10 protein-coding genes, 1 tRNA gene and 2 pseudogenes are annotated in these 18426 nt (G+C 70.2%); 8 read left to right on the top strand and 5 right to left on the bottom strand.

What is annotated here, in order from left to right:
• Nucleotides 1-51: 51 nt before the first annotated feature.
• The 4 genes from N6H00_RS08825 to N6H00_RS08810 all read right to left on the bottom strand — a co-directional run bounded on the left by N6H00_RS08825 (nt 52) and on the right by N6H00_RS08810 (nt 4583).
• On the bottom strand, nt 52-1317 hold the full coding sequence (locus N6H00_RS08825) for an IPT/TIG domain-containing protein (RefSeq protein WP_268971029.1): 1266 nt from the start codon (nt 1315-1317) through the stop codon (nt 52-54).
• Between the two features lie 156 nt (nt 1318-1473).
• Complete coding sequence (locus N6H00_RS08820) at nt 1474-2265, bottom strand: IPT/TIG domain-containing protein (protein WP_268971028.1); 792 nt, start codon at nt 2263-2265, stop codon at nt 1474-1476.
• A gap of 471 nt (nt 2266-2736) precedes the next feature.
• Nucleotides 2737-3624: a siderophore-interacting protein gene (locus N6H00_RS08815; protein WP_268971027.1), complete on the bottom strand. Its 888-nt coding sequence runs from the start codon at nt 3622-3624 to the stop codon at nt 2737-2739.
• A gap of 47 nt (nt 3625-3671) precedes the next feature.
• Entirely contained in the window at nt 3672-4583 is a 912-nt protein-coding gene (locus N6H00_RS08810; RefSeq protein ID WP_268976882.1) for a 5'-3' exonuclease, read from the bottom strand.
• A gap of 233 nt (nt 4584-4816) precedes the next feature.
• On the opposite strand from N6H00_RS08810, the gene N6H00_RS08805 reads away from it, so the two are divergent.
• From N6H00_RS08805 to N6H00_RS08795, 3 genes are all read left to right on the top strand, one after another.
• On the top strand, nt 4817-5965 hold the full coding sequence (locus N6H00_RS08805; RefSeq protein ID WP_268971026.1) for a quaternary amine ABC transporter ATP-binding protein: 1149 nt from the start codon (nt 4817-4819) through the stop codon (nt 5963-5965).
• Nucleotides 5958-8576, top strand: coding sequence for an ABC transporter permease/substrate binding protein (locus N6H00_RS08800; RefSeq protein WP_268971025.1), 2619 nt, complete (start codon nt 5958-5960; stop codon nt 8574-8576). The genes N6H00_RS08805 and N6H00_RS08800 overlap by 8 nt, the downstream gene beginning before the upstream one ends.
• 215 nt (nt 8577-8791) lie before the next feature.
• Nucleotides 8792-9529 (top strand): helical backbone metal receptor, encoded by a 738-nt coding sequence (locus N6H00_RS08795; RefSeq protein WP_268971024.1) that lies wholly within the window; start codon nt 8792-8794, stop codon nt 9527-9529.
• Between the two features lie 59 nt (nt 9530-9588).
• Here N6H00_RS08795 and N6H00_RS08790 read toward each other — a convergent pair whose 3' ends face one another.
• A complete protein-coding gene (locus N6H00_RS08790) occupies nt 9589-13002 on the bottom strand; it encodes an amidohydrolase family protein (RefSeq protein WP_268971023.1) in 3414 nt (1137 codons plus the stop codon).
• Between the two features lie 200 nt (nt 13003-13202).
• Between N6H00_RS08790 and N6H00_RS08785 the strand changes: the two genes are divergently transcribed.
• The 5 genes and pseudogenes from N6H00_RS08785 (at nt 13203) to N6H00_RS08760 (ending at nt 18381) form a co-directional block, all read left to right on the top strand.
• Nucleotides 13203-14144, top strand: a complete 942-nt coding sequence (locus N6H00_RS08785; RefSeq protein WP_268971022.1) for an alpha/beta hydrolase — start codon at nt 13203-13205, stop codon at nt 14142-14144.
• A 299-nt stretch (nt 14145-14443) separates the two neighbouring features.
• A tRNA-Pro gene (locus tag N6H00_RS08780) sits at nt 14444-14520 on the top strand.
• Nucleotides 14521-15322: 802 nt separating this feature from the next.
• Entirely contained in the window at nt 15323-16024 is a 702-nt protein-coding gene (locus tag N6H00_RS08775) for an Ldh family oxidoreductase (RefSeq protein WP_268971021.1), read from the top strand.
• Nucleotides 16025-16098: 74 nt separating this feature from the next.
• Nucleotides 16099-17211: pseudogene (locus tag N6H00_RS40135) on the top strand (integrase core domain-containing protein).
• Between the two features lie 165 nt (nt 17212-17376).
• A pseudogene (locus tag N6H00_RS08760) lies at nt 17377-18381 on the top strand (IS5 family transposase).
• Nucleotides 18382-18426 lie beyond the last annotated feature (45 nt).

The following is an 18426-nucleotide window of genomic DNA, read 5'->3' as shown; positions in this document are numbered from 1 at the left end:
CTGACGGCTGACGGCTGACGGGCGGGACCGGCTGACGGGCGGTCCCGCCCATCAGGCGGGGTCGTAGACGTAGGGCAGGGCGTTGCTGTTCCCGGCCGGGGTGTGGGCCACCACGTTCACCGTGCCGGGCGCCCCGGGCGGGGAGGTCGCGACGACCTGGGTGTCGGAGATCGCCGAGAACGAGGCCGGGACCCCGCCGAAGGTCACCGCGTCGGTGTAGGTGAGATTGCTGCCGACCAGCACGATGGAGTCGCCCCCCAAGTCCGAGCCATGGGCGGGATTGAGGCTGGTCAGGATGGGTGCCCCGAGATAGGTGTAGTACGGATTCCCGGTGGCCGCCGTGCTGGTGCCGCCCGGGGTGGTGACGGTGACGACGACCGTGCCCGACCCGGCCGGCGCGGTCGCGGTCAACTGGCTGTCGGAGACCACGGTGATGGCGGTGGCCTGATTCGCCCCGAAGCTCACCGCGCTGGTGAGGGTCAGATTGCTGCCGAAGACGGTGACGGTGTTGGCCCCGGCGGCCGGGCCGAAATGCGGCGACAGATCGCTGACGGTTGGGGCGGCGATGTAGAAGTACGGCAGCGGATTGCTGGTGCCGCCTGGGGTGGTGACGGTGACGTTGACCGAGGACGGTGGCCCGGCGGGCGCGCTGACGGTGATCTGGGTGCCTGAATTGGTGAGGATCGTCGCCGGGTTCAGCCCGAACGTCACCGAGGTGGCGCCGGTGAGGTTGGTGCCGGTGAGGGTGACGGTGTTGCCGCCGGTGGTGGGGCCTGAGGTGGGGTTGAGGGTGGTGAGGGTGGGTGTGGGGGTGGGGGTGTAGGTGTAGGGGAGGGGGTTGCTGGTGCCGCTGGGGGTGGTGACGGTGACGTTGACTGAGGATGGTGGTCCGGCGGGGGCGGTGACGGTGATTTGGGTGGGGGTGTTGGTGAGGATGGTGGCGGGGTTGGGGCCGAAGAGGACTTGGGTCGCCCCGGCCAGGTTGGTGCCGGTGAGGGTGACCGTGTTGCCCCCCGTGGTGGGGCCCGAAGTCGGGCTGAGCGAGGTGAGGACCGGGGCCGCCACTGTCGTATAGGTGAAGAACACGTTCTGGGTGCTGGTCCCCGTCGGCCCGGTGACCGTGACCTTCACCGTGCCGCTCCCCGCGGGCGTCCTGGCCGTGATCTGCGCGGCGCTCACGACCACCACGTCGGTGGCCAGGTTGGGACCGAACCTGACCGCGGTGGCGCCGGTGAAACCGGAGCCGGTGAGGGTGACGAAGGTGCCCCCTGCTGGAGCACCTTGGGTGGGACTGATGCTGGTCACTACGGGGGCCATGATGCTCTTCTCCTTCTCGTACCGCCTGGGACGGCCGCGCCCCGGCCGGCGATCGTCGGCCAGGGCGCGGGGCGCCGCCGCCGTCCGCGTCACACGACGCGGACGGCGGCGACTCGGTGGTCGTGCGTACCGTCGGTGCCCGGTCGTCCCGGACGGTCAGGTAACGGTGAAGGCCACGGCGTTGGAGGTGCCGCCGCAGGTGGCGACCGTGATGGTCCCGGCGCCGAGGGCGAGTCCGGCGGGCACGGTGGCGACGAGCTGGGTGTCACTGATGGGTGTGAAGACCGCGGTGGCGGTGGCGGCCGCGCTGTCGGTGAAGGTGACGTTCGCGACGTTCACGAAGCCGGTTCCGGTGATGGTGATGGTGTCTCCCGCCGTGCCGGTCGTGGGCGCCACCGTGGTGATGGCGGGGGCGAGGTAGTAGTCGATCAGAGTGGTGCCCGATGGGCTGGTTCCGCCGGCGGTGGTGATGGTCACCGGTTGGGTCGACACCGTGCCGACCTGGCCCGGGTTGGCCGGTGCGGTGAAGGCGACCTGGGTGGACTGGGTGGGGGTGACCGCCACATTGCCGACGGTGCCGACTCCGACTTGTGTTCCGGTCAGGAAGTTGGTGCCGAACAGTGTCACCGCGCCACCGGTGGCGGCCGGGACGCAGCCGACGCTCAGCGCCGTGGTCGTCGGCGAGGCGATGACGAAGAACGGCAGGGCGTTGCTGGTGGCGCCGGCGCTGCTGGTGACGCTGACCGAGACCTGGCCGGAACACGGCGCCGAATTGGGCACGACGAAGGTGACCTGGGTGGCGGTGACGGACGCCGGGGTGACCGCCGCCGAACCGAAGTTGACCCTCGTCGTGGTGGCCATGGCGGTGCCGTTGATCTGGACGGTGTCCCCGGGCTTGCCCTGGTTGGTGGTGGTCGTCGTATCCACCAGCGAAGTGATGGTTGCCATGATCGTTCTCCTTCGGTCGTACCGCTCCGCCGGGGATGCGCACGGGCGGCGAGCCGATGGCTGAGGCGGCCCGCGACCGCGTGGGAGGCCCCGGCGGGGGCGGGGAAGGGCGCGTGAAAGACCCGTTGCCTCGGGGCCGGCACCTGGGGGCGGGTCGTTCGATGGGAAGCGACTCGGCGCCAGAGCACGGGGCGCCGTCAATCTCGCTGTCACCGATTTAAGCGATCGGGTGAAGGATGCGACAGGTGCAATTGGTGCATCGAGGGGCTTATGTGTAAGTAGGGTTAAAAACTCTGGGCGCCGTAATACCTACCGTTGTGCGCTCCTCGGGGCCGCGAACGCGCGAGCGTGCGAGTGCGCGGGTGGGCGCGTGGCCCAGTGGGTGCGTAGGTGCGTGGGGACGCAAAAGGGCGGGTGGACGCCATCAGCAGTCCACCCGCCCGTCGTACGCGTCAGCGCCGGCGCGGTGTGCTACGCCGCGGCCTCGTCGGAGCCCGCCCCCTCCTGCTCGGCCTCGACCTGCCGGTTCCACTCCCGCTTCGACGCCTGCCAGCCGTCCTCGTCATGGCCGCGCCGCCAGTAGCCGGAGATGGACAGCCACTCGCGCGGGATCTGTCGCTCGACGCGCAGATGGCGGCGGATCTCCTTCACGAAGCCCGCCTCGCCGTGGACGAAGGCGTGCACCTGGCCGGCCGGGAACTCCAGCCCCTGGACGGCCGCCACCAGCGCCTCGCCGACCGGTGCGCCGCCCCGGTGCAGCCAGCTCACCTCGGCTCCGTCCGGCACGGTGAGCTTCAGCTCGTCCTTCTCGTCCGCGACCTCGATGAAGACGTGCACCGGCGGCTGGGTCGCGCCGTCCGTACCGGGCGCGGTGGCGGTGAGCCGCTCCAGTGCGGTGGCGATGGCGGGCAGCGCGCTCTCGTCGCCCGCGAGCAGATGCCAGTCGGCCTCGGCGCTGGGGGCGTAGGCGCCGCCCGGCCCCATGAAGTAGATCTCCTCGCCCGGCTGGACCCGGGCGGCCCACGGTCCGGCGAGCCCCTGGTCGCCGTGGGTCACGAAGTCCACGGTCAGCTCGCGGGCCGCCGGATCCCAGGCCCGTACCGTGTACGTACGGGTGACCGGCCACTGGTCGCGGGGGAAGTCGGCGCGGATCTTCTCCAGGTCGAACGGCTCGGGGTAGGTGGCGCCCCCGGACGGGAAGAGCAGCTTGATGTAGTGGTCGGTCCACTCGCCCGCGTGGAACTCGGCGAGGCCGTCGCCGCCCAGGACGACCCGCACCATATGCGGGGTGAGCCGGTCGGTGCGCACCACCTGTGCGCGGTGCGGCGTGCGCGTCCTGCGGGCCGGACGGTCTGCCATAGCGGCCTCCCTGATCAAAAAGAGTTAGGGTTACCTAACCTAACAGCTCATCCCTCGAGGGTGGAAAGAAGTCTGCGCAAAGATCCGCCCAAGCCCCAGCGCTCCGCCAGCGCCGCCACGGCCCCGGGGTCGCGCGGGGACCGCGGCAGCGCCGGGTCGAAGGCCGGCAGGGCCACGTCCGGGGCGACCCGCACCACCCTCGGAGCGACCTCGACATACGCCCGCGCCTCGGCCAGCCGCTTGCGCTGGGTGGGGGTCAGCTTGGCGGTGGGATCGTCGACGGCGGCCATGATCCCGGCCAGATCGCCATGGGCGGCCAGCAGCTTGGCGGCGGTCTTCTCGCCGATCCCGGGCACGCCCGGCAGTCCGTCGCTGGGGTCGCCGCGCAGCAGCGCCAGATCCGCGTACCCCGAGCCGGCCACCCCGTACTTCTCGCGCACGTAGGACTCGTCGACCAGGAGCAGGGTGCCCACGCCCTTGACGGGGTAGAGCACCCGCACCCCGCGCTCGTCGTCCACCAGCTGGAACAGGTCGCGGTCGCCGGTGACGATGTCGACCGGACCGGCCGCCCGTCCGGTGAGCGTGCCGATCACATCGTCGGCCTCGTAGCCCGCGGCGCCCACCCGGGCGATGCCGACCGCGTCGAGCACCTCGTCGATCACCGGGACCTGCGGGGAGAGCGTGTCCGGCACCTCCTCCACGTCCACCCCGGCCCCCGCCGGGGCCTCCTCGGCGACCCGGTGGGCCTTGTACGTGGGGATCAGCTCGACCCGCCAGGCCGGGCGCCAGTCGAAGTCCATGCAGGCCACCAGGTCGTCCGGGCGGTGGTCCTGGACCAGCCGGGCGATGAAGTCGAGCAGCCCGCGCACGGCGTTCACCGGGGTGCCGTCGGGGGCCCGGACCGAATCCGGCACACCGAAGTAGGCCCGGAAGTAGAGGGAGGCGGTGTCGAGGAGCATCAGGCGTCGCGTCACGTCCCCGATCATGCCTTACCGCACTGACGGCAATAGAGCGATAATGTGAACTGGGTCACTGTTTGGTTTGCGCCATAGCGATCGGGGCAGGCGCGCGTCCGGAGCGGACCCGTTCAGTAATTCAACTATTGCGGCGGCCCGCGGTCCGATACCGCACCGCTCCACGACCCGCCGGCGGGGGTGGCGGGTCGTTTTTTGGTGCTATCTGAGAGGTACACGTGGCCAAACTGCGAGCCGAGGGCCTGTACAAGGTATTCGGCAGAAGATCTGACGAGGCGGTGTCGAAGCTCGAGGGCGGCGCGGACCGCGACGAGCTTCGCGCGAACGGTACGACAGCAGCGGTCATCGACGCCTCTTTCGCCGTTGACGAGGGCCAGATCTTCGTCGTCATGGGCCTGTCCGGATCCGGTAAGTCCACCCTGCTGCGCATGCTGAACGGGCTGCTGGAGCCGACCGCGGGACGCGTCCTCTTCGACGACGACGACCTGACCGCACTCAGCCCCAGGGACCTGCGCCAGGTGCGCTCCCACAAGATCAGCATGGTCTTCCAGCACTTCGCCCTCTTCCCGCACCGCAGCGTGCTGGAGAACGCCGCGTACGGCCTCGAGGTGCAGGGCGTGCCCCGCGAGGAGCGCATCCGGCGCGCCACCGAGGCGCTGGAGCTGGTGGGCCTGGCGGGCTGGGAGAAGTCCTGGCCCGATGAGCTCTCCGGCGGTATGCAGCAGCGCGTCGGCCTCGCCCGCGCGCTGGCCACCGACGCCGATCTGCTGCTGATGGACGAGTCCTTCAGCGCCCTCGACCCGCTGATCCGCCGCGATATGCAGGACCAGCTGCTCCAGCTCCAGAAGCGGCTCAAGAAGACCATCGTCTTCATCACCCACGATCTGAACGAGGCCATGCGGCTCGGCGACCACATCGCCGTGATGCGCGACGGCCGGATCGTCCAGATAGGCACCGCCGAGGACATCCTGGTCACTCCGGCCAACGACTACGTCGCCTCCTTCACCCAGGACGTCGACCGCAGCCGGGTGCTCACCGCCGGCGCGATCATGGCCGAGTCGAGTGAGGTGCTGGGCACCGAGACCGACGACGGCACCGCGCTCCGTACCGAGCAGGACGTGCTGGCGGCCGCCCCCGCCACCGTCACCACGGACACCCCGATCATCGAGCTGTTCGGGCCCTGCTCGCGCAGCGGCGTCGCGGTCGCCGTCACGGGCGACGACGGCGGGCTCGTGGGCGTGGTCACCCGCGCCCGGCTGCTCGCCGTCCTCGGCGATCCGGACACCGGACCCGACGGGGTGATGCCACCGGGTGGCGGCGGGCCGGACGTGCCCCAGGCCGCGAAGAAGGTGATCACCGGTGCCTAGGCTTCAGCTCGGCGACTGGATCAACTCCGGCGTCAACTGGCTCCGAGACAATCTGAGCTGGCTCTTCGACTTCGTCTCCACCGTCGTCCAGGGCATGTACGACGCGGTGAACAGCGTGCTCAGCGCCCCCGAGCCGCTGCTGCTCGCGGGCATCCTCGCGCTGCTCGCCTGGTGGCTGCGCGGGCTGCTGCCCGCCGTGCTCGCCTTCGTGGGATTCGCGGTCATCGACTCGATCGAGTTGTGGGGCGAGGCAATGAACACGCTCGCACTGGTGCTGGTCGCCGGTGTGATCACCATCGTGCTCGCGGTGCCGCTGGGCATCTGGGCCTCGCGCAACCGCGCGGTGAGCGCCGTGATCCGCCCGGTGCTGGACTTCATGCAGACGATGCCCGCCTTCGTCTACCTGATCCCCGGCATCTTCTTCTTCGGCCTCGGGGTGGTCCCCGGCGTCGTCGCCACCGTCATCTTCTCGATGCCCCCGGGCGTCCGCATGACGGAACTGGGTATCCGCCAGGTGGACGCGGAGCTGGTCGAGGCGGCCGACGCCTTCGGCACCCATCCGCGCCGCACCCTGCTGCGCGTCCAGCTGCCGCTGGCCCTGCCCACCATCATGGCGGGCGTCAACCAGGTGATCATGCTGGCGCTGTCCATGGTCGTCATCGCCGGCATGGTCGGCGCCGAGGGCCTGGGCTCCACCGTCTTCCAGGCGATCAGCTCCGTCGACGTCGCCATGGGCTTCGAGGGCGGTATCGCGGTGGTCATCCTGGCCATGTACCTGGACCGGATGACCAGCGCGCTCAATCAGCGCGTCTCCCCGCTGGCCCGCCGTGCGCTGGCCAAGGAGCAGGCCAGGGCGGTCAGCGGCCTCAAGGTGCTGCGCTGGCGCCCCGCGACCTCCGTCGCCATGGTCGGCGTCGTCGTCCTGGCGCTGGTCGCCGGCGGGATGCAGATCTTCTCCGGCGACGAGGACGGCGCCAAGGTCTCCGCCAACGTCGGCAAGGGCCAGTCGGTCAACCTCGGCTACATCAACTGGGACGAGGGCGTCGCCTCCACCTTCCTGTGGAAGGAGCTCCTGGAGCAGCGCGGCTTCAAGCCGAAGGTGCAGTCCTACGACGTCGGCGCGCTGTGGACCGGTATGGCCGCCGGCAACATCGACCTGCAGACCGACGGCTGGCTGCCGGCCACCCACGCCGCGTACTGGTCCAAGTACAAGAGCAAGCTGGAGAACCTCGGCTCCTGGTACGGCCCCACCTCCCTGGAGGTCGCGGTGCCCTCGTACGTCAAGGGCGTGAAGACCCTGGACGACCTCGAGAAGAAGTCGTCCACCTTCAAGGGGAAGATCATCGGCATCGAGCCCGGCGCCGGTGAGATGAAGCTGATGCAGGACAAGGTCATGCCGGCCTACGGCCTGGACAAGAACTTCACCCTGGTCAAGGGCTCCACCGCGGCCATGCTCTCCCAGCTGGACCGCTCCTACGCCAAGCAGGAGCCGATCGCGGTCACCCTGTGGTCCCCGCACTGGGCGTACGACAAGTACAAGCTCACCAAGCTGAAGGACACCAAGGGCGCCTTCGGCAAGGGCGACCACATCGACACCATCGCGCGCAAGGGCTTCTCCAAGGAGAACCCGCAGGTCGCCCAGTGGATGAAGAACTTCAAGCTGAGCGAGGAGCAGCTCACCAGCCTGGAGTCCGCGATCCAGGACGCCGGTAAGGGCAAGGAGCAGGAGGGCGTGCGCGCCTGGCTCAAGAAGAACCCCGGCATGCTCAACAAGCTCGCCCCGGTGCCCGGCGCCGAGCAGAAGGGCAAGGACGCCGGAGCCGCGCCCCAGATCGGCTACTTTCCCTGGGACGAGGACGTCGCCACCACCTACCTGTGGAAGAACGTCCTGGAGCGGCGCGGCTACAAGCCGTCGATCAAGCAGTACGACGTCGGCTCCATGTTCACCGGGATGAGCAGCGGGCAGGTCGACGTGGAATTCGACGCCTGGCTGCCGGTCGGCCAGAAACAGTACTGGGACAAGTACAAGGAGAATCTGGTCGATATTGGTCCCTGGTACGACAAAACCTCTCTCGATATCGCCGTGCCGTCCTATGTCAAGGACGTGAAGTCCCTGGCGGATCTGAAGGGCAAGGGGTCCACCTTCAAGGGGAGGATCATCGGCATCGAACCGGGCACCGGTCAGATGAAGATGCTCAAGAACAAGGTGCTGCCGGCGTACGGCCTGGACAAGGAGTACAAGGTCAGCGACGGCTCCTCGCCGGCCATGCTCGCGCAGCTGGAGCGCTCGTACGCCAAGCACGAGCCGGTCGCGGTTGTCCTGTGGACCCCGCACTGGGCGTACAGCAAGTACCAGATCACCAGGCTCGCCGACCCGAAGAAGGCGTTCGGGGCCAACAACGAGATCCGTTCGCTCGGCCACAAGTCCTTCCCGAAGAAGTACCCGGAGTTCTACGGGTGGCTGAAGAAGTGGCACATGACCAACCAGGAGCTGGCGAGTCTGGAACAGGCCGTCCAGGAGGCCGGTAAGGGCAATGAGGAGAAGGGTGTCCAGAAGTGGATGGACGCCCACCCCGGCATCGTCGACAAGATGGCGCCGGTGGCATCCTGATCCACCCGGTGGCGTCCTGATCCACCCGGTGGTGTCCTGACCCACCGCATCACCACGTACGTACGGCGCCGCGGCCCGGAGCACCCGCTCCGGGCCGCGGCGCCGTACGTGGTGGTGCGGGCCGGTGCCGCCCGAGGCGGCGTGGACCGGTCCGGCGGTTGACGGTGTCCCGCTGTCCCGGTGAGCCGAGGGCCGCCGCGTCGTACGGTGGAGCGATGAGCCCCCGCACCCCCGTACGGCGCGTGGTGTCCCTCGTGCCCTCGCTCACCGAGGCCGTCGCCGCCACCGCGCCCGAGCTGCTGACCGGGGTGACCGACTGGTGCACGCATCCGCCCGGCCTGGCCGCGGAGCGGATCGGCGGCACCAAGAACCCCGACACCGCCCGGATCGCCGCCCTCGCACCGGACCTCGTGATCGCCAACGAGGAGGAGAACCGCCCGTCCGACCTGGCCGCGCTGCGCGCCGCGGGTCTCGAGGTCCTGGTGACCGAAGTGCGCACGCTGGAGCAGGCGTTCACCGAGCTGGCCCGGGTCCTGGTGCGCGGCTGCGGACTGGACCGGCCCGGCTGGCTGGACGCGGCCGAGGCTGCCTGGGCGGACGTACGGGCCCCGGGCCCGGCGCGGCACGCGGTCGTACCGGTGTGGCGGCGGCCGTGGATGGTGCTGGGCCGGGACACCTTCGCCGGTGACGTCCTGGCCCGGCTGGGCGTCCGGCACCTCTACAGCGCGCATCCCGAGCGCTACCCCCGCGTCCCGATCCAGGAGCTGACGGCGCGGGACGCGGATCTGGTGGTGCTGCCCGACGAGCCGTACCGCTTCACCGCCGACGACGGCCCCGAGGCGTTCCCCGGTCTCCCGGCGGCCCTGGTCAGCGGCCGCCACCTCACCTGGTACGGCCCTTCGCTGGCCGAGGCCCCCGCCGTCCTGACGGCCGCGCTGTCGGCGGCGCGGTGAGGTGCGACGGCCGCACGCCGTCACCAGCGGCCCCGGCGGGGTGCTCCACCAACGCTTCATCAGCCCTCCACCGCGCAGCACGAATCGCGCCGCAGCCGCCGCCCCACCTCCAGCCACTCCTCCGCCGGCCTCCCGTGCGGTGCCGCCGTGGCACCGGCCCCCGGGAAGGACCCGACCAGCTCGCGCCGCTCGTACGGCACCCCGCCCCGCAGCACCGACACCGTCCGTACCAGCGTGTCGAAGTCCGTGAAGGGATCGCCGTCCACCACCGTCAGATCGGCCAGCTTCCCGACCTCCAGGGTCCCCAGGTCGCGGTCGGCGCCGAAGGCCCGCGCCGGCAGGACGGTCGCCGTGCGCAGCGCCTCCTGCGGCGACAGCCCGAACCGGTGCAGGGCGCGCAGGGCCAGATGCAGATGGAGACCCACCGGCACCAGCGGCTGGTCCGTCCCCAGGGCGACCACCCCGCCCCCGGCGAGCACGCTCCGGTAGACCCCGACCTCGGTGCGCAGCGTGGTCAGCTGCGCCTCGGTCGGGGGCGTCCCGGCGAGCTGCCGCACGAACGCGGTGTCCCAGGGCGGCATCAGCCGGGTGACCCGGTCGTCCTCGGCCAGCGAGGGGTCCGCCCCGACCAGGGGCGCGGCCGTGAACGGCGTGGCGATGAGCCGGAAGTCGGAGGTCGCGGTGTAGATCTCCGTCACATCCTGGCGGGAGTGCCCGGTGGCCGTCGTGGCGTGGCCGTACTCCAGCCGCTGGGTGGCCTGAAGATGGGTCGTCAGGTCCTGTCCGAGCTGTATGCCCGGTGAGCACAGATGGCTGCCGGTACGCACACCGAGCCGCTCGTGCGCGAACCGGGCCGCCTCCTCCATGATCCACCCCGGTGCGCGGACGTACGTCTTGACGAAGTCCCAGTCGAGGGCGGCACCGCGCTCCAGGGAGCGCCGCAGACCGTCCCGGGTGCGATGCGCCCGGCCCATGCTGTACGCGACGCGCGGTCCGTCCAGCAGCTCGCCGGTGGTCAGCAGCCGAGGCCCGGCCAGAGCCCCCGCCGCGACGGCCTCCCTGAGCCGCGCCTGCTCATAGGCGAAGCCGCCGAGGGAGACCGCGGTGGTGATGCCGTAGGCGAGCTGGAGGGCGGTCTGACGGCCGCCGTAGGTGTACTGCCAGGGATGCGTATGGGCGTCCCACAGCCCCGGGACGACGGTGTGGCCGGAGGCGTCCACGCGCCGCTTCGCGGGCCGCCCGGCCCGGTGCGCCGTCACGGCCGCGATGCGTCCGCCGCGTACCACGATGTCCACGTCCTCGCGGACCGTGCCGCCCTTACGGCCGTCACGACCGCCGCCGCCGTCACCTCCCGTGCCGTCGCCTCCCGTGCCGTCCCAGAACCGTCCGGCGTGGACGACGGTGTCCGCGGGGCTCGGTCGTCGGTGGTCCAGCGGGACGCGGACCGTCCGGGCGGTGCCGCTCGCGACGTCCAGCAGCCGCAGCCGCCCAGCCGACAGATACAGGACGTGGCGGGAGTCCCCGGACCAGGAGGGGTGGTCGGCGGCCTCGTCGGTCACCCGGCGCGGCGTCCCGTCGGGGGTGCCGTCGGCGCTGACCGGCAGCAGCCACAGGGCGGACTCGACGATGAGCGCCATATGGCGGCCATCGGGGGACCAGACCGGTCCGGAGTCATAGCGGTCGGAGAGGGAGGTGTGCGGTGCGACGGCGTACTGCCTGGCCGTACCGCTGCTGGTGTCGATCACCCGGATCAGGTTGTAGCCCTCGCGGAACCGCTGGTTCAGCCGGTTTCGGTCGCACAGGGCGACATAGCGGCCGTCGGGCGACCAACTCGGCCGGCCGGGCAGCCCGCCGGCGCCCATCGGCGCGGCGAGCACCCGTTCCGTACCGGCGTCGAGATCGCGCAGGACCAGGTTTCCCGACATGTCGACACTGGCGAGCCGCTTGCCGTCGGGGGCGAGCGCCGGGTGCACCCTGCCGCCGGAGGCCAGCAGAGTCTCCTCGCCCGAGGCGAGGTCCCGGCGCCGCACGGCCAGCAGCCCGTCGCGGTCGTCGGCGTACACCAGGGCACGTCCGTCGGGCGTCCAGGTGGGGGCCAGCAGATACCGGGTGGGGGCGGCCCGGACGACCCGGCGCGGGGCGCGGCCGCCGGCGACATCGGCGACCCAGAGGGAGTTGAGGGCGGCGAAGGCCACCTTACGGCCGTCGGGGGAGAGCGCGGGCAGATGCAGCCCGCGCACCGGCCGCACACCGCCCCCGTCGACGTCGTACCGCTTGACCCGGTACCGGGGCCGGTCGACCGGGAGGGAGGCGGAGAAGGGGATCTCCTCATACGCGAGGCCCTTACGGACGGGACTACCGGCGACGGGCTGCTCACCGGTGGGTTCCTCCCTGGCTGACCGCTCCCCGGCTGACCGTTCCCCGGCGGGTTCCTCTCCGACGGCGCCCCGATCGGCAGCGTCCTTACCGGCGGCACCGGCCGCTCCCGCCCGTATCACCGAGTCCCCCCGGAACACCCGGAACACCCGGAACCGCCCGTCGACGGTGAGCAGCAGCTCCTCCCGCGACACCCACCGGGGCGGCACGGGCTGCGCATCCCCCGTGACCGCCACCGGCTCCCCGGCCACGACCAGCGCGCAGGAGGCGGCGGGAGCGGCCGTGGTCCGCAGATAGGCGAGGTGGCCGTCGGCCGACAGGGACGGCGTCATCACCTGGCCGCCGGTGGTGGGGTCGGTGTGCTCGACCGTGACCGGACCGGCGCCGTCGGCCCGTACGGAGGCGACCGTACGGGCGTCCAGCGCCGTCCCGGCGAGCGCACCGCGCACGAACAGCACCCGTTCGCCGTCCGGGGACCAGGCCGGGTCGAAGTCCTCCCAGGCGCCGTCCTGGAGCGGCCCGTCCTGGCCGCCCACCCCCGTGAGCCGGGTGAGCTCGCCGGTGGCCAACTCCAGCACCCAGATCCGGTACGGGCTGCCCGCCACAGGGTCGCCGCCGCGCTCGGAGGCGAAGGCGATCCGGGTGCCGTCCGGCGACCAGGCCGGACCCCGGTCGTCCCACGGACCGTCCGTCCGCTGCCGCAGACCGGAGCCGTCGGGGCGGAGGGTCCAGATATGGAATCCGCCGCCCCGGTAGGCGCAGACGGCCAGCAGCTCGCCGTCGGGGGAGTGGACCGGCCGGGTGGGCTCGAGATCGGGCGGGGTGAGCGGGACGGCCTCGCCGCCCTTACGGGGGACCGACCACAGGACGTTCTGCACCTCGGCGATCAGACGGTCGCCGGAGGGAGAGAGGGTCGCGGCGCCGTTGGTGGCGGCGGTGAAGGAGAGCGGGACCGGCCGGCCCGACGCGGCGGTGGCCGACTCCAAGGGCAGTGCGGCCGTGGTGGCGGCGGTGCCCACGGCGGCGGCCTGGAGAAAACGCCGCCGCGACAGGGCGGAAGCGGAATGGGCGGAGAGCGGAGCGTTGTGCGTGTCCAAACGGTCCTCCTGGAACAAGGGATGTGCAGGGATCAGGAGTTGCCAGGTGGTACGCCAAGCGTTTGAGCGTTACACACCCCACGCCCCGGAGGACAGAACCGCGTCGATGCCCTTGGCTTGCGGCTCCAGCGAAGGGAGAGTGGGCTTCCCGACCGCAACGATTCACCCGGACTCCAACCCGCACCAGGAGATGAAAAGGCATGCCCGACGGCGGTATCACCCACCGCACCGACCACCTGCCCATGCCCGACGGGGTGCAGGTCGCGACCTACACCTGGCTGCCGGAGAGCGGCACCCCGCGCGCGATCGTCCAGATCGCCCACGGCGCCGCCGAACACGCCCGGCGCTACGACCGGTTCGCCCGCTTCCTCGCCGCGCACGGCTATGCGGTGGTCGCCTCGGACCACCGCGGCCATGGGGCCACCGCCGAGTCGACGGGCGGCTTCGGCGTCGTGGGCGAGGAGGGCGACGGCTGGCGGGCGATCGTCTCGGACCTGCGCACCGTCGGCGACCGCACCCGGACCGCGCACCCCCGCGTCCCGTTGTTCCTGCTCGGCCACAGCATGGGTTCGATGCTGGCCCGCGACTGCGCCCAGGAGTACGGCCAGGAGCTGGCCGGGCTGATCCTCTCCGGAACCTTCCGCTCACTGCCGGGGAGCGAAACCGAGGAGGCGCTGGAGCGCATCGGCCAGGAGATCGCGGAACGGGGCCGGACCGCCCCGTCCACCTTCACCCCCACGCTCTTCGCCTCGTTCAACGATCCGTACGAGTTCAAGACGGGCTTCGAGTGGCTCTCGCGCGACGCGGCGGAGGTGGCCGCGTACGCGGCGGACGAGCGGTGCGGCTTCGCGTTCAGCGCCGGTCTGTCCCTGGACTGGGTCCGTGGCGTCCGTAAGATCAACGACCCACGCCACCAGTCCCGTATCCCCACCACGCTGCCGGTGCATCTGGCAGTGGGCACCGAGGACCCGTGCAACCAGGGGATGACGCTCGTCTACGAACTCCTCGAGGACTTCCGCTACGGCGGCACGCGGCAGCTGAGCTGGAAGGGGTATCAGGGGGCCCGGCATGAGATCCTCAACGAGACCAACCGGGACGAGGTCCAGCAGGACCTGCTGACCTGGCTGGAAAAACACCTCTGAACCACCACATCGCACCTCAGCGCCGAAAAACGCAGATACCCCCGCGCGCCGCCGCCGGGCCCAGCCCCCGCCCCGCGAGACGCTCGTCGATCGCCCCGTAGCGGCGCTGGGCCGGCCACGGCGGTCGGCGGCACCGCCGCCGATGACAATGGGTAATCGCCAACGCGCAGTAAGTGAAACCCGCAGGTGATCCCGTCGGCCTCCCGATCTTCACCCCCGGTGGCAGCGACCACCCCCTGAAGTGCGGTATTGTTCTTCATGCGCGGTCGGCGAGGGAAAAGCCCAAACCGAACGAGCACCGGGACGTGGCGCAGCTTGGTAGCGCACTTGACTGGGGGTCAAGGGGTCGCAGGTTCAAATCCTGTCGTCCCGACCAGCATCATCGCAGGTCGGAGGCCGTTTCCGCGGGTAGCGGGGACGGCCTTAACCGTTTCCAGGCTGGGAGCGATGGGGAGCCCTCTGGGAGCCCTCGTGCTCCCAACTCGCAGACGTGTCAACGGTGCCCGATTCGTCCGTCACCCGATCCGGTAGATGAACAGCGCCGTACCGCGCCCTTACCTGCCGTCGTCAACCGTGGGCCCATGCGGTCACCCCATCGATTCAGGTGCTCTCTGCATCGAGAGGCATAAGGACCCTTGTCGGCTCCCGGCCTCCTTTCAGGGTGGGAGCACGGAGTCGCGCTCCCCATGCGACAGGGATGGGGGGACTGTCGGTGATGTCGCTGAGTCGGTTTTCGCAGGCAGGCCGTGTGCGGGCGTCCTGGTCGTTGCGAGCGACCTGCGTCAAGGCGAGGCAAAGCCCCTTGGCGTCCGCCGGCAGATAGGTCACTCCCAGGGTGCGAGTGCCGTATCTGGCTCTGGAGCGCTGTGGTGAGACAGTGGGCGGGGGTTTCTCGGCGAAAAATAGTGTGCCAAGCGGACGAGCGTTGCCTTTGCCGGAAACCTCATCCGTGTAGGTCACGCCACACGTTGATATTCGCGGAGGATGCCGCCGAGGCGAACATGTCTTGAGCAGGCGGGTGGGCGAGGGGAGCTGAGCGGATTTTTCTCGGGCGAGGGCGAACAGCGACAGCCCGCGCCTGAGTGAAGTGGCCCGCCGATTCGGCGGGCCACTTCACAACGAGGAGGTCTGTCAATCACCTACTGCCGCGGAGAGCGCTGCAGGACTCGAGCGTTTGGATGGTCGACTCACGGGTCATCTCCGTCTGCGCGGAGAGGGCCCCGCGTGCGGTCTATGCCGTCCGGGCCGGGCCCTGCGACTGTGCCCGGCCGCCCCGGATCTGCCAGCGCGCGGTCGCCGTACGCAACTCGCACCACTTCGGCGCGGCCGGCTACTACGTACGACGTGCCGCCGAGGCGGGCCTGCTCGCTCTGGCCACCTCGACGACCCGTACGCCCGTGGTCTCGGCCACCGGTGGCACAACGCCGGTGCTGGACACGAACCCCCTGGCCTTCGCCGCTCCCCGGTCGGGCGGCTCGCCACTGGTCATCGACATGTCGACCAGTGTCGTGGCGATGAACAAGGCCAAGGCATACGCTCTCAGGGACGAGGAGCTCCCACCGGACTGGGTCGGCGACCGCTCGGGCATCCAACTGGTCGACGCGGCCGAGGCGTTCCAGCTCCTGACCCACGGCGGCGCGATGATCGATCCAGGACAGCTCCGGATGCTCGCGCTGATCGAACGCCATGGCACCCTTACGGCGGCCGCCCACGCGCTCGGGCTGTCACCCGCGGCGGTGACGCAGCAGGTGGCGCGGGCGGAGCGGGAGTCGAAGGCGTCGCTGGTCCTTCGTGGTCCGCGCGGGGCGACGCTCACCGAAGCCGGTACCCTCCTGGCCGGCCACGGGCGGGTCATCGATCAGCAGACGGAGGAAGCCTGAAGGGTGTCTTTATTGCCGTACGGTGGTTGACCTGGGACTTTACGATCGCCTATGTATGGGCATGATCCCTGATCGTGGGTCTGCGACTGCTCTACCTGATCTTCTGCCGACTACTGGGCTGCCTCCTCCTGCTGGGCCGATCGACCGCCGCGAACAACGTCGAGATCCTTGTCCTTCGGCATGAGGTCGCTGTGCTGCGTCGACAGGTCGAGCGGCCGCGGCTTTCATGGGCTGACCGTGCCGTGCTCTCCGCTCTCGCCCGGCGCCCGCCACCTGCCTTACGCCGCCATCGGCTGGTCACGCCGGGCACACTGTTGACCTGGCACCGCCGTCTGGTGCGCTGGAAGTGGCACCAGACGGCGGTCGGGCCCGGCCGACCACCGCTGGCGGAACAGACAGTCGCGCTCATCCAGCGCCTGGCGAGAGAGAACCCGACCTGGGGGATACGTCAGGATCCAGGGTGAACTGCGACGGCTTGGCCATCGGGTCGCCGCCGCCACGGTTCGGCGCGTTCTGCGCCGCTCCGGTCTGCCGCCCGCACCGCAGCGCGCCTCCGGGCAGAGCTGGCGCTCCTTCCTCCGTTCACAGGCCCACACGCTGCTCGCTTGCGATTTCATGCACGTGGAGACCGTCTTCCTCAAGCGTCTCTATGTCTTCTTCGTCATGGAGATCGCCACCCGGCGCGTGCACGCCCTGGGTGTCACCGCCCACCCGACCGGCGCATGGGTCACCCAACTCGCCCGCAACTTGCTCGTGACATCGAGGAGAGGGCTGGGTGCTTCCGGTTCCTCATCCGTGACCGGGACAGCAAGTTCACCACGGCATTCGGCGCCGTCTTCGCCGGCAACGACACAGCCGTCATCCCGACACCGCCGCAGAGCTCCCGGTCAAACGCGTTCGCCGAACGATGGATACGCACAGCCCGCACCGAGTGCACCGACCGACTCCTGATCACCGGCGAACGACATCTGCGCACCGTCCTCACCACGTATGCCGAGCACTACAACGTGGGACGGCCCCACCGCAGCCTGGACCTACGAGCCCCGGACGACGGCCCGAACATCATCCCCCTACCTGCTGGCACAATCAGGCGCCGCCAGGTACTCGGTGGACTGCTCAACGAGTACCACACCACGCCACTCCGATTGCCTCACCATCGTCAGGGAACGCCCAGCTCAGCAGCCTGATCCGAATATTGACACCCTCAGGGGCCGACGCTGCGCTGGCATCGGAGCCCGACGTGTCGCGGAACCACCCCCGCTGGCGCGGGGCCGACTAGGGCGCGTATCGAGTTGTGATCAATCTGCGGGATTCACTCTCGCGGCGAGGTCTGGTCCGGTAGATCTTCTTGCGTGACGCGAGTGCAACTGACAGACGCAGAGTGGGAGTTCATCGAGCCGTACCTGCCGATCGGCGAGTACGGCCCGTACCCCGAGCGGCTGCGGCAGCAGTTCGAGGGTGTGATCTGACGGTTGGGGATCAGCGGGCAGTGGCGGGAGATGCCGCAGGAGTTCGGCGCCTGGTCGACCGTGCACAACCGCTTCCGGCAGTGGCATGACGCCGGCGTCTTCGAGGCCCTGCTGGATGGCCTGATCGCGGAAGCGGCGAAGCGGGGTGAGGTGGACCTGTCCCTGGTCAGTATCGACTCCACCACCGTGCGGGCACATCATGATGCCGCCGGGATGCACCTGGGCGAGGACGTCGTCACTGCGTTGGAGAAGACTGCCGCCGAGGAGGAGAAGGCCGGGTCAAAAGGGGGCAGCCTCGAAGAACAAAGCGGGCAGGATGGTACAGCAGATCCCGAGCGGGAGGAGCGACGGCGTATCCGGCGTCGGCGAAGACTCCGTTTGAAGGCCGCTCTCCTCGGACGCTCCAGGGGTGGGCAGACCAGCAAGGTCCATCTGGCCGCCGACCGCAAGTGCCGCCCGCTGGCGTTCGTGCTGACTGGGGGCCAGGCCGCGGACAGCCCGCAGTTCATCCCGGTGCTCAAGAAGCTACGGGTCCGCGGCCCCGTCGGCCGCCCCCGCACCCAGCCGGACGCGGTCGCTGGGGACAAGGCCTACTCGTCTCGCGGCAACCGGGCCCACCTGCGTCAACGCGGCATCAAGGCAGTGATCCCGGAGAAGAAGGACCAGGCCACCAACCGGAAGAAGAAGGGCTCCAGGGGCGGTCGGCCCGTCAGCCACGACACCGCTCTCTACAAGGAAAGGAACACCGTCGAACGCCTGAACAACAAGCTCAAGGCCTGGCGAGGCATTGCCACCCGATACGACAAGACCCCGGACAGCTACCTCGCTGGCCTCCACCTACGAGCCTCGATGATCTGGATCAAAGACCTCACCCGGACCACCCATTGATCACGACTCGATACGCGCCCTAGCAGGCCGACGGCGGCCGGGGTC

Origin of the sequence: Streptomyces sp. S465 (genome assembly GCF_026898115.1) — a bacterium.
Taxonomy (GTDB): Bacteria; Actinomycetota; Actinomycetes; order Streptomycetales; family Streptomycetaceae; genus Streptomyces; species Streptomyces luomodiensis.
This window is presented reverse-complemented; position numbering and strand designations above follow the sequence as displayed.